Below are 15,321 nucleotides of genomic sequence, written 5' to 3' on the forward strand. Positions count from 1 at the left end.
CCTGCGTTCGGGCACACCGAGCATTAGCGAGGTGCCGAGTGGTGGGGCAAGAGCGTTTTGCTTACTTTTGCGCTTTTCAAAAGTGAGCCGCTGTAAGAGCGGAACCCATATCAGCCATCACCCAAAAAACGGATATACACCCAAACCCCAGCCATAAAAAAAGGCGCAACCCTCACAGGTCGCACCTTCTTCACAAGCCAAAGACCTGTCAGCTACCCAAAGCCTTGGAAGCCAACCAGAACAACCCGGCCGAAAGGCCCACAGTCGCCGGCAGCGTCAACACCCAAGCCATCAGAATGGTCTTGACGGTGCCGCCCTGCAGCCCGCTCTTGTTAGCCACCATGGTCCCCGCCACACCCGAAGACAACACATGGGTCGTAGAAACCGGCAGGCTGAAGATGTTAGCCAAGCCAATCATGCTGGCCGTGGTGATCTGCGCCGACATGCCCTGAGCATAGGTCATGCCCTGCTTGCCGATCTTCTCGCCAATGGTCAACACCACACGCTTCCAGCCCACCATGGTGCCCAGGCCCAAGGCCAACGCTACCGCCAGGATCACCCAGAACGGCGCGTACTCCGTGGTAGCGGTCAGGTCCTTGCGCAACTTGTCCAGGTCCGACTTCTCACGCGCATCCAGGCCAGGCAACTTGCCAACCTTCTTCGCGGTGTCATCCAGGCACAACAGATAACGACGCACTTCAATCCGATGCTCGGCGGTCAACGAATGGTAGTCAGAGACACCTTTCAATGTACCCAGCAGGGCGTTGATGGTCGGCTCAGTCTGCTGCGGATTGCACTGGAACTTGCCCGGCAGATCGTTTTGCACACTCTTGCCCAGGGCAAGGAACTCACCGAGGGTTTCATGATTGCGCTGGTAGAACTGATTCAAGTGCAGGGTGGCGTCGCGGGTACGCTCGATCTGGTAAGTGGTGCTGCCCAGATCCAGTACAAACTGTGCCGGCACAATACCAATCAACACCAGCATGATCAGGCCGATACCTTTCTGCCCGTCGTTGGAGCCGTGCACGAAGCTCACGGCCATGGCCGAAATCACCAGTACCAGGCGGTTCCAGAACGGCGGGTGCTTCTTGTCGTCGAGCTTGCGGCGCTGGTCCGGCGTCTTGTGCATCTTCGACAGCGGGCGCCACCATTTCAGGCCCAGCAGCACCAGGGCTGCCACCACGAAACCGGCCATCGGCGAGAACACCAGCGAGGCGCCGATATCGATCGCTTTCTGCCAGTTCACGCCGTCAGCCAGCGGGATGTCGTTGATCAGGGCGTTGGCCAGGCCGACACCAAGGATCGAACCGATCAGGGTGTGGGAACTGGACGCCGGGATCCCGAAGTACCAGGTGCCGAGGTTCCAGGTGATCGCCGCTGCCAATAATGAGAAGACCATGGCCAGGCCGTGGCCGGTGTTCACATTGATCAGCAACTCCACCGGCAGCAAGTGCACGATGGCATAGGCAACACCGACACCGCCGAGCAACACGCCGAGGAAGTTGAACACCCCGGAGAAGAACACGGCCAGATGCGGAGGCATGGCTTTGGTATAGATGACTGTGGCAACCGCGTTAGCGGTGTCATGAAAGCCATTGATGAACTCGAAGGCGAGGACAAAGGCCAGGGCGAGCAACAGGCTCACGAGAACCCAAGCATCCAGTCCGCTGAATAAATCGATCATGAAGGTTTTCTGACCCGGTCGTAAGGGGGCGCGATTATGCCAGAAAACATCGGTAATCAATGCACTAGCTGCTCATCGGTAACATTCTTCAACGAAAAAAAATGGGGGCGAGGCGCGCGTCCCGCTGTTTTCGGGGCTTTGGCAAGTGTTTGATTTATAAAGAAGATTTGTGAAATATGTGGGTTTAAGCACCGAAAAGGTATATCTGAAACAATTGTATGAAATTTCGCTAAGACGGCCAAAAGGGGCTTCCCTCCACCAGCGCAGTACTGGCAGAGAGATGGCACTTGTGACTGCTCAACCCGAATCGCTTATGGCTCTTCGGCTTTGAGGTCCTGTTCAATCTTTTGGATTTCCTGGGCAAAGGCCTGGTCGAGCAGACTGGCTCGTTTGCGCCATGGCTTGCGTTCAGGTTCTGGCTGGGCGGCGTAGGTGGTGACTTCCCCGCCGTAAACATCCTTGTAACGTTGTTCCTGGCGCTCAAGTTCCGCGCGCAGTTCGTCTTTCGTCACATTGTTACCTAATTGAGTTGAGTTTGATTCCGGTGAAGCGCGATGCCAGGAAGGACAAAACATTTCCTTATTCCGCGCGGCCACGATACCGGAGAAGAACAGCTGTCGTAGCAACAGTTTTCTTTTTCTCAGCCACAAGCAGTTGGCAGGCATTTGAAATGAGTGTCAGGTACTTGCGGCGCAGCTTGCACAAAGCCAGTGCATGGCTGGGTGAGGTTCGTCCTCGGGGGCTAGACGAGGCTGGCCTCTACACAGGATGCATTATAGCGATGCGTTTGAATAACACTATCATCATCAAGTTAAAAATCGTCAACTTTGTGTGAGGGTTTTGTTACGTGCGCATGTGGGGTACTTGCTGAACTATTGGCGCCATAAATTGTGCGGTGTTTTACAGGCGGTAAATAAACCTTAAGTTCTTTCGTACATCAGTCGATTTTGAAAACAGGTCAAGTGAAGCTCCGATTTGGGCCCGGCACCGGCCGGCAGTGTCAAATTGCGATAATCGAATGATCGTCCGATAATCGCACAATGTTGGCTGCCCTGCCTTGTGTACCCATTGCATGGCGGCTTGTAATAGCGGTTACCCTCCCGCAGCGGTTAAAAACAAGAGAAAGGACCCCACATGAACGATCAATTGCGCAACTCCTTCGCATCAGTGGCGCCGCCGATCGTTGCTTCACCGGCCAAGCGCATCCAGGCGTTTACCGGTGATCCGGACTTCATGACTTCCCTGGCACGTGGCCTGGCCGTGGTGCAAGCGTTCCAGGAGCGCAAGCGCCACCTCACCATCGCCCAGATCAGCCATCGCACCGAAATTCCCCGCGCTGCCGTACGCCGTTGCCTGCATACCTTGATCAAACTCGGCTACGCCACCACTGACGGGCGTACCTACTCGCTGCTGCCCAAGGTGCTGACCCTCGGCCACGCGTATCTGTCGTCCACGCCCCTGGCGGTATCGGCCCAGCCCTATCTGGACCGCATGAGCGAGCAACTTCACGAAGCCTGCAACATGGCGACCCTGGAGGGCGACGACATCCTCTACATCGCCCGCTCGGCCACCACCCAGCGCCTGATTTCCGTCGACCTGTCGGTGGGCGGGCGCCTGCCGGCCTATTGCACCTCCATGGGCCGCATCCTGCTGGCGGCACTCGATGACGCCTCGCTGCAGGACTACCTCGACCACGCCGACCTGCAAACCAAGACCAGCCGCACCCTCACCACCCCGCAAGCCTTGCTCGAATGCCTGCAGGAAGTGCGGCAACAGGGCTGGTGCATTGTCGACCAGGAACTGGAGCAGGGCCTGCGTTCCATCGCCGTGCCGGTGTACGACGCTTCCGGCCAGGTGCTGGCGGCGTTGAATGTCAGCACCCATGCCGGGCGGGTCAGCCGCAGTGAGCTGGAGCAGCGTTTCCTGCCGAGCATGCTCAGCGCCAGCCAGGAGTTGAGTGCCCAGCTGTTTGCCTAAGCTGTTCGGTGATCGCACAGATACCGGCCGGATGAATTGACGGTGTTTCCCCAGGCTTATTAATGTGCGGCAGCGCTTCATGGCGCCGCCCCAATAATAATGACGACCCAACGTCGTTCGCCCGCCCATCGGTGTGGAAATAAAAATAATGAATCAGCCTTCACCTGCTGTCGGTACGTGCCTGGACGTTCAGTCCTTCATCAACGCCCAACCGCTGTCGCGGTATCAGTGGCGGGTGGTGATCCTGTGTTTTCTCATTGTGTTCCTCGACGGCCTCGACACCGCCGCCATGGGCTTTATTGCCCCGGCGCTGTCCCAGGACTGGGGCATCGACCGCGCCAGCCTCGGCCCGGTGATGAGTGCCGCGTTGATCGGCATGGTCTTCGGTGCCCTGGGGTCCGGCCCGTTGGCCGACCGCTTTGGGCGCAAGGTGGTGCTGGTAGGGGCAGTGCTGGTATTCGGTGCCTTCAGCCTCGCGTCGGCCTACAGCAGCAACGTTGATCAATTGCTGATTCTGCGTTTCCTCACCGGCCTGGGCCTGGGTGCCGGGATGCCGAACGCCACGACGCTGCTCTCCGAATACACCCCGGAACGCCATAAATCCTTGCTGGTGACCAGCATGTTCTGCGGCTTCAACCTGGGCATGGCCGGTGGCGGGTTTATCTCGGCCAAGTTGATTCCGGCCTTCGGCTGGCACAGCTTGCTGATGATTGGCGGAATTTTGCCGTTGATCCTCGCCGTGGTGTTGCTGTTCTGGCTGCCGGAATCGGCGCGTTACCTGGTGGTGCGCAATCGCGGCACCGACAAGGTGCGCAAGACCCTCGCGCCCATTGACCCCGCCGTTGTCGCCCAGGCCTCAAGCTTCAGCGTGCCCGAGCAAAAAACCGTCAAGGCGCGCAACGTATTCGCGGTGATCTTCTCCGGCACCTACAGCGCCGGCACCTTGCTGCTGTGGCTGACTTACTTCATGGGCCTGGTGATTGTTTACCTGCTTACCAGTTGGCTACCGACCCTGATGCGCGACAGCGGCGCCAGCATGGAACAGGCCGCGTTTATCGGCGCCTTGTTCCAGTTTGGCGGCGTGTTGAGTGCGGTCGGTGTGGGCTGGGCGATGGACCGGTTCAATCCCCACAAAGTTATCGGCACCTTCTACCTGCTGGCCGGGGTATTTGCCTACGCGGTGGGGCAGAGCCTGGGCAATATCACGCTGCTGGCGACCCTGGTGCTGATCGCCGGGATGTGTGTCAACGGTGCGCAATCGGCGATGCCGTCGTTGGCCGCGCGTTTCTATCCGACCCAAGGCCGCGCCACCGGTGTCTCGTGGATGCTCGGCATCGGCCGTTTTGGCGCGATCCTCGGTGCCTGGATGGGCGCGACCTTGCTGGGCCTGGGCTGGAACTTCGAACAGGTGCTGACGGCCCTGGTGATTCCGGCGGCGTTGGCCACCACGGCGGTGGTGATCAAGGGCATGGTCAGCCATGCAGACGCGACGTAAAGCCGACCGATAGCAAGACAACAATCCGTTCGATAATCGAACACTCAGTCGATTATCGGATTGTTTGGCCCCGACCCCCGGCTTAATCTTCAAGCACTTCGGCGCTGCCTCCAGCGCCTTTTTCGATCCATACCGGGAGCCCAACCCCATGGCTGAAATCCTTTCCCTGGCCGAGGCCGTGAAGCAGTTCGTGAATGACGGTGACACCGTTGCACTCGAAGGCTTTACTCACTTGATTCCTACGGCGGCAGGTCATGAAATCATTCGTCAGGGCAAGAAAGACCTGACGCTGGTGCGCATGACGCCCGACCTGATCTACGACCAGTTGATCGGCGCCGGCTGTGCACGCAAGCTGATTTTCTCCTGGGGCGGCAACCCGGGTGTGGGTTCCCTGCATCGCCTGCGGGACGCGGTTGAAAAACAATGGCCGCAACCGCTGGAGATCGAAGAGCACAGCCACGCCGACCTGGCCAATGCCTACGTCGCCGGTGCCTCCGGCCTGCCATTTGCGGTGCTGCGTGCCTACGCCGGTTCCGACCTGCCCAAGGTCAACCCGCTGATCAAGACCGTAACCTGCCCGTTCACTGGAGAAGTGCTGGCAGCGGTGCCGTCGGTACGCCCGGACATCACTGTGATCCACGCGCAAAAGGCTGACCGCAAGGGCAACGTGCTGCTGTGGGGCATCCTCGGGGTGCAGAAGGAAGCGGCCCTGGCGGCCAAGCGCTGCATCGTGACCGTCGAAGAGATCGTCGACGACCTCAACGCGCCGATGAACGCCTGTGTATTACCGACCTGGGCCCTGACCGCCGTGTGCCACGTGCCAGGCGGCGCGCATCCGTCCTACGCCCACGGTTACACCGAGCGTGATAACCGTTTCTACCAGGCCTGGGACCCGATCGCCCGGGACCGTGAGACGTTTACCGCGTGGATCAACGAATACATCCACGGCACCGCCAACTTCAGTGAATTCCAGGCCAAGCTGGCTACCGCGCAGGAGGCCAAATAATGGCTTACTCCACCAACGAAATGATGACCGTCGCCGCCGCGCGCCGCCTGAAGAATGGTTCGGTGTGCTTCGTCGGCATCGGCCTGCCTTCCAAGGCCGCCAACCTGGCACGCCTGACGTCGTCGCCCGACGTGGTGCTGATCTACGAGTCCGGCCCGATTGGCGCCAAGCCGTCGGTACTGCCGCTGTCCATCGGTGACGGCGAGCTGGCGGAAACCGCTGACACCGTAGTGCCGACCGGTGAGATTTTTCGCTACTGGCTGCAGGGCGGGCGCATTGACGTCGGCTTCCTCGGTGCGGCCCAGGTCGACCGTTTCGGCAATATCAACACCACCGTGGTCGGTGATTATCACCAGCCCAAAGTGCGCCTGCCGGGTGCCGGTGGCGCACCGGAGATCGCCGGCTCCGCCAAGAGCGTGCTGATCATCCTCAAGCAGTCGGCCCGTTCGTTTGTCGACAAACTGGATTTCATTACCTCGGTTGGCCACGGCGAAGGCGGCGACTCGCGTAAACGCTTGGGTCTGCCAGGCGCCGGCCCTGTAGGGATTATTACCGACCTGTGCATCATGGAACCGGAGGAGGGCAGCCACGAGTTTGTCGTCACCGCCCTGCACCCCGGCGTGACCCGTGAGCAAGTAGTGGCCGCCACCGGTTGGGCGATCCGCTTCGCCGACCAGGTGACCACCAGCGCCGAGCCCACCGAGATTGAACTGACTGCCCTGCGCGACCTTGAAGCACGCACCGCTGCCGCCCACGGCCAAGCCCCCGGAGAAGCCTGATGCGCGACGTATTTATCTGTGACGCGATTCGTACCCCCATCGGCCGTTTTGGCGGAGGCTTGTCCACCGTGCGCGCCGATGACCTGGCGGCGCTGCCGATCAAGGCCCTGATGGAACGCAACCCGTCGGTGGACTGGAATGCGGTGGACGAAGTGTTCCTCGGCTGCGCCAACCAGGCCGGCGAAGACAACCGCAACGTCGCCCGCATGGCCGCGCTGCTGGCCGGCCTGCCGGAGAGCATTCCCGGCGTCACCCTGAACCGCCTGTGCGCGTCGGGCATGGACGCCATCGGCACGGCGTTCCGTGCCATTGCCAGCGGCGAGATGGAGCTGGCAATTGCCGGTGGCGTCGAGTCGATGTCCCGCGCGCCGTTCGTGATGGGCAAGGCGGATGCAGCGTTTTCGCGCAACATGAAGCTGGAAGACACCACCATCGGCTGGCGTTTCATCAACCCGTTGATGAAGGCCCAGTACGGCGTCGACCCGATGCCGCAGACCGCCGACAACGTGGCCGACGACTATCAGGTTTCCCGCGCCGACCAGGACGCCTTCGCCCTGCGCAGCCAGCAACGTACCGCCGTTGCACAGGCCGCCGGCTTCTTCGCTGAAGAGATCGTGCCGGTGCGGGTCGCCCACAAAAAAGGCGAAACCGTGGTCGAGCACGACGAGCACCCACGGGCCGATACCACCCTGGAGGCCCTGACCAAACTCAAGCCGGTCAACGGCCCCGACAAGACCGTCACCGCGGGCAACGCCTCGGGCGTCAACGACGGTGCCGCCGCGCTGATCCTGGCCTCCGCCGAAGCCGTCAAAAAACACGGCCTGACTGCCCGCGCTCGGGTGTTGGGCATGGCCAGCGCCGGTGTGGCGCCACGTGTAATGGGCATCGGCCCGGTGCCGGCGGTGCGCAAACTGGTGGAGCGCCTGGGCCTGGCGGTCACCGATTTTGATGTGATCGAACTCAACGAAGCCTTTGCCAGCCAGGGCCTGGCCGTACTGCGGGAACTGGGGATTGCCGACGACGCACCCCAGGTCAACCCGAACGGCGGCGCGATTGCCCTCGGCCACCCGCTGGGCATGAGCGGCGCGCGCCTGGTGCTGACCGCGTTGCATCAGCTGGAAAAAACCGGCGGCAGCAAAGGCCTGGCGACCATGTGTGTGGGTGTTGGCCAAGGTTTGGCCCTGGCGATCGAACGCGTTTGAGACCCACAAAAATAAAGAGGATTGCCCCATGAGTGACAAGCCCGGATACCGGCGCCCGCAAGCGGGTACTCAGCCTGATTACCTGCACCCGGCGTACCAGTCGACGAACCTGCGTTCGCCGTCCAAACCGTTGGTGTTCCTGCCCCATTCCCTGTCGGAAATCACCGGCCCGACCATCGGTGCCGAGCGGATCAACGAGAAGGACAACGACCTGACCGCCCAGCACGAAGGCGAGCCCCAGGGCGAGCGCATCATCATTCACGGGCGTGTGCTGGATGAAAACGGCTTGCCCGTGCCCGGCATCCTCGTGGAAATCTGGCAGGCCAATGCTGCCGGCCGCTACAACCACAAACGCGACGTGCACGACGCGCCGCTGGACCCGAACTTCACTGGCACGGGCCGTACCGTCACCGACGCCGATGGCTGGTACCAGTTCCAGACCATCAAGCCCGGTGCCTACCCGTGGGGCAACCACCACAACGCCTGGCGCCCGGCGCATATCCACTTCTCGCTGTTCGGCCCGAGTGTGCTGACGCGGCTGGTGACGCAGATGTACTTCCCCGGCGACCCGCTGCTGGCCTACGACCCGATCTACAACTGCGTCCCGGATACGTCCGCCAAGGAACGCCTGATCGCCTCGTTCGATCTGGAAAAAACCATTCCGCACTATGCCCTCGGCTACCGCTGGGACATCGTCCTGCGCGGCCGCGACGCCACGCCGATGGAGAAATGAGATGAGCCTCAACGCGACTACTTCCCACACCGTCGGGCCGTATTACCACATCGGCCTGACCTGGCTGAACCGCGAAGACCTGACCGTTGCAGCAACCCTCGGTGAGCGTGTGGCGATCACCGGGCAGGTGGTGGATGGCAACGGCGATGTGGTCAACGACGCCATGCTGGAAGTCTGGCAGGCCAATGCGGCCGGCAAGTACGACCATCCCGAAGATGACCAGGACAAGGCGGTGGACCCGAACTTCGAAGGTTTTGGCCGGGTGCCGGTGGATGCCGAAGGGCGGTTTCGGTTTACCACCATCAAGCCGGGCAGCGTGCCGGGGTTGAAGGGCACGACCCAGGCGCCGCACTTGGTGGTGTTGGTGTTTGCCCGTGGATTGGTGAAGCACCTGCTGACGCGGATTTACTTTGACGGTGAGGCGCTGAATGGGGATGACGCGCTGCTGGCGTGTGTGCCCCAGGAGCGGCGGCGCACGTTGATCGCCAAGGCGGATGCGGCGGGTGTGTATCAGTGGAATGTGATTTTGCAGGGCACAGACGAAGAAACGGTGTTCTTCGATTATTGAGTTGGCGGGGGATTTATCGCAAGCAAGCCAGCTCCCACAGGGGAATGCATTCCAAATGTGGGAGCCGGGCTTGCCCGCGATGAGGCCAGCCCAGGCAACAAATATCCAAAAGTCTGCTTGCGGAACATGGTTGTTGCAAAGTATGTCTAGGCTATAACCGTTCCCACTGAGTGAAAAAACATGACAACAAAAACGAGCCACTACACCGGAGAAGAACGCAGCAAAAGGATTTTTGCGATTGTCGGTGCCTCTTCCGGCAACCTCGTCGAATGGTTCGACTTCTACGTCTATGCCTTCTGCGCCATCTATTTCGCCCCGGCGTTTTTCCCGTCGGACGACCCCACCGTGCAACTGCTCAACACCGCTGGCGTGTTCGCTGCCGGCTTCCTGATGCGTCCCATCGGCGGCTGGCTGTTCGGCCGGGTGGCGGATAAACACGGTCGCAAGAATTCCATGATGATCTCGGTGCTGATGATGTGCGCCGGCTCCCTGGTCATCGCGTTTTTGCCCACCTACAAAGACATCGGCGCATGGGCCCCGGCCTTGCTGCTGGTGGCCCGGTTGTTCCAGGGCCTGTCGGTCGGCGGCGAATACGGCACCACCGCCACCTACATGAGTGAAGTCGCCCTCAAGGGCCAGCGCGGGTTCTTCGCCTCGTTCCAGTACGTGACGCTGATCGGCGGGCAACTGCTGGCGGTGCTGGTGGTGGTGATCCTGCAACAGATCCTCACCGAAGAAGAACTGCGGGCCTGGGGCTGGCGGATTCCGTTCGTGATCGGCGCCATCGCGGCGGTGATCTCGCTGTTGCTGCGTCGCACCCTGAAAGAAACCACCAGCAAGGAAATGCGTGAAGACAAGGACGCCGGCAGCATTACCGCGCTGTTCCGCGATCACAAGGCGGCGTTTATCACGGTGCTCGGCTACACCGCCGGCGGCTCGCTGATTTTCTACACCTTCACCACCTACATGCAGAAGTACCTGGTGAACACCGCCGGGATGCACGCCAAGACGGCCAGCTACATCATGACCGGCGCGCTGTTCTTCTACATGTGCATGCAGCCGGTGTTCGGCATGCTGGCAGACAAGATCGGCCGGCGTAATTCGATGCTGTGGTTCGGCGCCCTGGGCACCCTGTTCACCGTGCCGATCCTGCTGACCCTGAAAACCGTCAGCAGCCCGTTCCTGGCCTTTGTGCTGATCACCCTGGCCCTGGCCATCGTGAGCTTCTACACCTCCATCAGCGGGCTGGTGAAAGCCGAAATGTTCCCGCCACAAGTGCGTGCACTGGGCGTGGGCCTGGCGTATGCGGTGGCGAACGCGATCTTCGGTGGTTCGGCGGAGTACGTGGCCCTGGGCCTGAAGTCCCTGGGCATGGAGAACACCTTCTATTGGTACGTCACGGCGATGATGGCGGTGGCGTTCCTGTTCAGCTTGCGCCTGCCCAAAGAGGCGGCGTACTTGCACCACGATCTGTAACCGGCTGGCGCATGCCCGTTGCCGGGTATGCGCCACCTAGGGATGTTTTATGAGCATGCGCACGAGCAACCAACTGTTCGACGCCTATTTCACTGCCAACGGCATGGCCGAAGTGTTCTGCGACCAGGGGCGCTTGCAGGGCATGCTGGATTTCGAAGCGGCGCTGGCCCGGGCCGAGGCCCAGGTGGGGTTGATCCCGCACGCGGCCGTCGCACCCATTGCCCAGGCCTGCCTGGCTTCTCTCTACGACGTTGATGCCCTCGGCGAGGCGATTGCCACGGCAGGCAATTCGGCGATTCCGTTGGTCAAGGCCCTCGGCAAGTTGATCGCCAGCGAAGATGCCGGCGCCGAACGTTATGTGCATCTGGGCGCCACCAGCCAGGATGTGATGGACACCGGCCTGGTGCTGCAACTGCGCAGCGCGGTCGAATTGATCGAACACGACCTGGCGCGGCTTGGTGACATCCTTGCCGCCCAGGCTCAACGTTATGCCGCAACCCCGTTGGCTGGCCGGACCTGGTTGCAGCATGCAACACCGGTCACGCTGGGCATGAAAATCGCCGGCTGGCTCGGCGCAGTCAGCCGCAGTCGGCAACGCCTCAGCGAACTCAAGCCGCGCTTGCTGGTGCTGCAATTTGGTGGTGCTTCCGGCACCCTGGCGGCCCTCGGCGAACAGGCGATGCCGGTGGCTCAAGCGCTGGCCGCCGAGTTGCAACTGGGCCTGCCGGAACAACCCTGGCATACCCAGCGCGACCGCCTGGTGGAGTTTGCCTCGGTGCTTGGCCTGATCGCCGGTAGCCTGGGCAAACTCGGCCGCGACATCAGCCTGCTGATGCAGACCGAAGCGGCGGAAGTGTTCGAACCGTCGGCACCCGGCAAAGGCGGCTCCTCGACCATGCCCCACAAACGCAACCCGGTGGGCGCCGCCGTGCTGATCAGCGCCGCCACCCGCGTGCCCGGCCTGGTGGCGACGATGTTCAGCGCCATGCCCCAGGAGCACGAGCGCAGCCTGGGCCTGTGGCACGCCGAATGGGAGACCTTGCCGGAGATTTGCCGGCTGGTGTCCGGTGCGTTGCATCAGGCGCTGCTGGTCAGCGAAGGCCTGGAAGTCGACCCCGGGCGCATGGGCCAAAACCTTGACCTGACCCAAGGCCTGGTGCTGGCCGAAGCGGTCAGCATCGTGCTCGCCCAACGCCTGGGCCGCGAAACTGCGCACCATCTGCTGGAACAATGCTGCAAACGCGCCGTCGCGCACGGGCGCCACCTGCGGGCGGTGCTGGGGGATGAGCCGCAAGTGACGGCCGAGCTTTCGGCCGCCGAACTTGATCGCCTGCTGGACCCGGCGCACTACCTGGGCCAGGCGCAAACCTGGGTCACCCGGGCCGTGGCCGAACATTTTGCTTTGACTGCCTGAGGAGGCTGCTGTGGGATTTGTACAACTCGCCGATGGCGCACTGAACTACCAACTCGATGGCCCCGAAGACGCACCGGTGCTGGTGCTGTCCAACTCCCTGGGCACCGACCTGCACATGTGGGACATCCAGATCGAGGCGTTCACGAAGCACTTCCGGGTGCTGCGTTTCGACACTCGTGGCCACGGCAAGTCACTGGTGACAGAAGGCCCCTACAGCATCGAGCAGTTGGGCCATGACGTATTGGCGTTGCTGGATGCGCTGCAGATCGAACGCGCGCATTTTTGCGGGTTGTCCATGGGCGGCCTGATCGGCCAATGGCTGGGCATCAATGCCGGTGAGCGCCTGCGCCGGCTGGTGGTGTGCAACACCGCCGCGAAAATTGGCACGCCCGAGATCTGGAACCCGCGCATCGAGATGGTCCTGCGGGACGGTTCGGCTGCGATGGTGGCCCTGCGTGACGCCTCGATCGCACGTTGGTTTACCGCCGATTTCGCCGACGCCCATCCTGATCAAGCCAAGCTGATCACCGACATGCTGGCGGCGACCAATCCCCAAGGCTATGCCGCCAACTGCGCGGCGGTCCGCGACGCGGATTTGCGCGAGCAACTGGCATTGATCAAAGTGCCGACCCTGGTGATTGCCGGCACTGAAGATGCGGTCACACCGCCTTCCGGTGGGCACTTTATCCAGGAGCAGGTGAGGGGCGCCGAGTATGCCGAGTTCTACGCGGCGCACCTGTCCAACGTGCAAGCCGGTGTGGCGTTCAGCGACCGCGTACTGGAATTTCTGTTAGCCCGCTGAGTATCGCTAAACCCTGTGGCGAGCGAGCTTGCTCCGTCGCCACAGGTAGGTGCCTGTCGTCGATAGTTGCATGAGGAGCTTTTTGTGGACGAGAAACAACGTTATGCCGACGGCCTGCAAGTGCGCCGCGAAGTGCTGGGCGACGCCCATGTCGACCGCAGCCTCAATGCCCTGACCGAGTTCAACAGCGAGTTCCAGGAAATGATCACCCGCCACGCCTGGGGTGATATCTGGACCCGCCCGGGCCTGCCCCGGCATACCCGCAGCCTGATCACCATCGCCATGCTCATCGGCATGAACCGCAGTGAAGAACTGAAGCTGCACCTGCGGGCCGCCGCGAGTAACGGCGTGACCCGCGCCGAGATCAAGGAAGTGCTGATGCAGAGCGCGATCTACTGCGGGATTCCGGCGGCCAACGCGACGTTTCATCTGGCCGAGTCGGTGTGGGACGAACTCGGTGTGGAGTCGCGCGATTCGGCCTGAGTGAGCGGTGCCTGTTAAGTGTAATGGGCGCGTAATGGGCGTCCCATTTCGTCCCTCAGGGCGTTTTCCGTAAAAGGCGTGGGATTGGTAGTCGTAGGCGCGGTCGCGCGGTGATTATCGAAGTCAAACGGCTGCGTGGCGGTAGGCAAGCCTACCGCTTGTCGTTCATCGTTGGATTCGCCTTCGGGGTTCTCCGGTATGGCGGTGTCGCCCTGCAGGAAGGTCCCGGTTGCACCGTTATAGGCATGGGCCATTTCGTGATAGAGGGCGTTGACCGGCGCGTTGTCCTCATCAAGCGAGAAGGAGGGGTTGTACTGTATTTCGCCGGCGGTGGCGACAGCACCGCGCTGATGATCGGTGATATAGCCCTGGGCCGCGGGTGCCAGGGTTTCAAGGGGTTCACCTGCTGCCAGATGGTTGCGAACCGCGGCGTTATTGAAATAATAAACACCGTTATCGCCCGTGAATTCAGTGATGCGAACCGGGGCGTTGTTGCGCTGGGCCGTGGCGTCGGCAGTGCCGAGCATTTTCTTGCCCTGCGGTGACATTCTCAGCAACTCCATATCGTCCTCTACCCGTTGTTTGAACTCGGTAGAACCTTCAATGATGTAGCCACTTTTACCCGCCTGCTCGGGTTGTGTGTGAACGCGTGTGGAACCTGGCGTGCGGTGAATCTCGTCCGAAGTCTTGGCGTAGATGACGGTGTCGTCGTTATCGGACCTGACAATGTTCCGGTCGCGCCCGGTATAGATCGTGGCGGGGCCATGGGTCACGATCAGATTTTCACCTTTGCCTCCGTGTATGACTGCCGGGATGTCGGTGTCATTGCGGGTGACAATCATGAAGTCATGGCCATCACCTCCGTCCATGAACAGGCGGCGTTCCGGTGATCCTTGGCCGGCTTGCATACGGTCGTTGCCGTTGTTGCCTTTGAGAACGCTGTTACCGGAACCTGCGATCAGCAAATCATTGCCATCGTCGCCGAACGCGATGCCGTTGCCGCTGCCGAGTTTTAGAGTGTCGTTGCCCGCTCCGCCGTAGAGTCGGGTGTTGCCCGCGCCGGCCCTGGCGTAATCGTTGCCGTCACCCAATTCGATGCGGATATCGTTCGCGACCTGAGGGTCGATCAGAACGCAGTCGTTGCCGCCGTTTGTTCTGATGCGCAGGGGTTGAGTTTCACTGCCGTCAGGGGAGCGAAGCAGGTTCAGTTGGTAGGGTATTTTGTTGATGAGCGCGATCAGGCTGTCGTCCGGGCCTTTTTTGATGATCACCTTGTCGGCTTGGTTGCCTGTCTCGATGATGAACTCGTTACCGGTAGAGCCCACAGGCTGTCCGTTTTTACTGACGTAGGTGATCTCCTGGTAGATCTTCACATTTTGGTCGTGTCGCAATACGTCGGTATTGACGTACTTTTTCTCGTTTTTATCCATCGGATTCTGGTCCGGGGTGAGCCTGGAGTGGGCAGAGAAATACCAGAAGTCCAGTGGCCTGTCGTGACCAATATATCGCGACGATTTGCCGGTGATGACCACTGGGACAGGCGGTGAGGACGCCTTCGAATCTGCCGTTGCAGGTGATATCACCTGTGGGTTGAGTGCCGGCGAACCGAGAAGGGGAGACATATTCATGGGGGCTTATCTCTGTGTGGATATACCCTTTTGTGTGGCGCATCTTGGGGGCGAGTTCCTCATGGCACTCGGGA

The 15,321-nt window shown here is 61.1% G+C and carries 14 protein-coding genes; 11 read left to right on the plus strand and 3 right to left on the minus strand.

Going from position 1 to position 15,321, the window contains the following annotated elements; genetic code table 11:
- Positions 1 to 208: 208 nt before the first annotated feature.
- Both HX875_RS31665 and HX875_RS31670 read right to left on the minus strand, forming a co-directional pair.
- Positions 209 to 1,684, minus strand: a complete 1,476-nt coding sequence (locus HX875_RS31665; RefSeq protein ID WP_177048865.1) for an inorganic phosphate transporter — start codon at positions 1,682 to 1,684, stop codon at positions 209 to 211.
- A 311-nt stretch (positions 1,685 to 1,995) separates the two neighbouring features.
- Entirely contained in the window at positions 1,996 to 2,196 is a 201-nt protein-coding gene (locus HX875_RS31670; RefSeq protein ID WP_003219834.1) for a hypothetical protein, read from the minus strand.
- Positions 2,197 to 2,818: 622 nt separating this feature from the next.
- Here HX875_RS31670 and pcaR point away from each other — a divergent pair.
- The 11 genes from pcaR (at position 2,819) to pcaC (ending at position 13,619) form a co-directional block, all read left to right on the plus strand.
- Complete coding sequence (pcaR, locus tag HX875_RS31675) at positions 2,819 to 3,661, plus strand: pca regulon transcriptional regulator PcaR (RefSeq protein ID WP_003219833.1); 843 nt, start codon at positions 2,819 to 2,821, stop codon at positions 3,659 to 3,661.
- A gap of 148 nt (positions 3,662 to 3,809) precedes the next feature.
- Entirely contained in the window at positions 3,810 to 5,156 is a 1,347-nt protein-coding gene (locus HX875_RS31680; RefSeq protein ID WP_177048867.1) for an MFS transporter, read from the plus strand.
- A gap of 148 nt (positions 5,157 to 5,304) precedes the next feature.
- The gene (locus HX875_RS31685) at positions 5,305 to 6,162 is read left to right on the plus strand and encodes a CoA transferase subunit A (RefSeq protein ID WP_177048869.1); all 858 of its coding nucleotides are present in this window, start codon (positions 5,305 to 5,307) and stop codon (positions 6,160 to 6,162) included.
- Positions 6,159 to 6,941 carry a CoA-transferase subunit beta gene (locus tag HX875_RS31690; protein ID WP_172834582.1) on the plus strand — a complete coding sequence of 261 codons (783 nt, stop codon included), beginning with the start codon at positions 6,159 to 6,161 and terminating at the stop codon, positions 6,939 to 6,941. Before HX875_RS31685 ends, HX875_RS31690 begins: the two co-directional genes overlap by 4 nt.
- Positions 6,938 to 8,143, plus strand: a complete 1,206-nt coding sequence (pcaF, locus tag HX875_RS31695) for a 3-oxoadipyl-CoA thiolase (RefSeq protein WP_177048902.1) — start codon at positions 6,938 to 6,940, stop codon at positions 8,141 to 8,143. Before HX875_RS31690 ends, pcaF begins: the two co-directional genes overlap by 4 nt.
- Before the next feature lie 28 nt (positions 8,144 to 8,171).
- Positions 8,172 to 8,876: a protocatechuate 3,4-dioxygenase subunit beta gene (pcaH, locus tag HX875_RS31700; RefSeq protein ID WP_177048871.1), complete on the plus strand. Its 705-nt coding sequence runs from the start codon at positions 8,172 to 8,174 to the stop codon at positions 8,874 to 8,876.
- A 1-nt stretch (position 8,877) separates the two neighbouring features.
- On the plus strand, positions 8,878 to 9,444 hold the full coding sequence (gene pcaG / locus HX875_RS31705; RefSeq protein WP_177048873.1) for a protocatechuate 3,4-dioxygenase subunit alpha: 567 nt from the start codon (positions 8,878 to 8,880) through the stop codon (positions 9,442 to 9,444).
- Positions 9,445 to 9,624: 180 nt separating this feature from the next.
- Entirely contained in the window at positions 9,625 to 10,920 is a 1,296-nt protein-coding gene (locus HX875_RS31710) for an MFS family transporter (RefSeq protein ID WP_177048875.1), read from the plus strand.
- 49 nt (positions 10,921 to 10,969) lie between these two features.
- Positions 10,970 to 12,334, plus strand: coding sequence for a 3-carboxy-cis,cis-muconate cycloisomerase (locus tag HX875_RS31715; RefSeq protein WP_177048877.1), 1,365 nt, complete (start codon positions 10,970 to 10,972; stop codon positions 12,332 to 12,334).
- A 10-nt stretch (positions 12,335 to 12,344) separates the two neighbouring features.
- Positions 12,345 to 13,136 (plus strand): 3-oxoadipate enol-lactonase, encoded by a 792-nt coding sequence (gene pcaD / locus HX875_RS31720; protein ID WP_177048879.1) that lies wholly within the window; start codon positions 12,345 to 12,347, stop codon positions 13,134 to 13,136.
- Between the two features lie 84 nt (positions 13,137 to 13,220).
- Positions 13,221 to 13,619: a 4-carboxymuconolactone decarboxylase gene (pcaC, locus tag HX875_RS31725; RefSeq protein WP_177048881.1), complete on the plus strand. Its 399-nt coding sequence runs from the start codon at positions 13,221 to 13,223 to the stop codon at positions 13,617 to 13,619.
- 14 nt (positions 13,620 to 13,633) lie between these two features.
- Here pcaC and HX875_RS31730 read toward each other — a convergent pair whose 3' ends face one another.
- Positions 13,634 to 15,247: a M91 family zinc metallopeptidase gene (locus HX875_RS31730; protein ID WP_218170906.1), complete on the minus strand. Its 1,614-nt coding sequence runs from the start codon at positions 15,245 to 15,247 to the stop codon at positions 13,634 to 13,636.
- Between the last annotated feature and the right edge of the window lie 74 nt (positions 15,248 to 15,321).

The sequence above is a fragment of the Pseudomonas yamanorum genome (genome assembly GCF_013386765.1).
GTDB classification, from domain to species: domain Bacteria; phylum Pseudomonadota; class Gammaproteobacteria; order Pseudomonadales; family Pseudomonadaceae; genus Aquipseudomonas; species Aquipseudomonas yamanorum_A.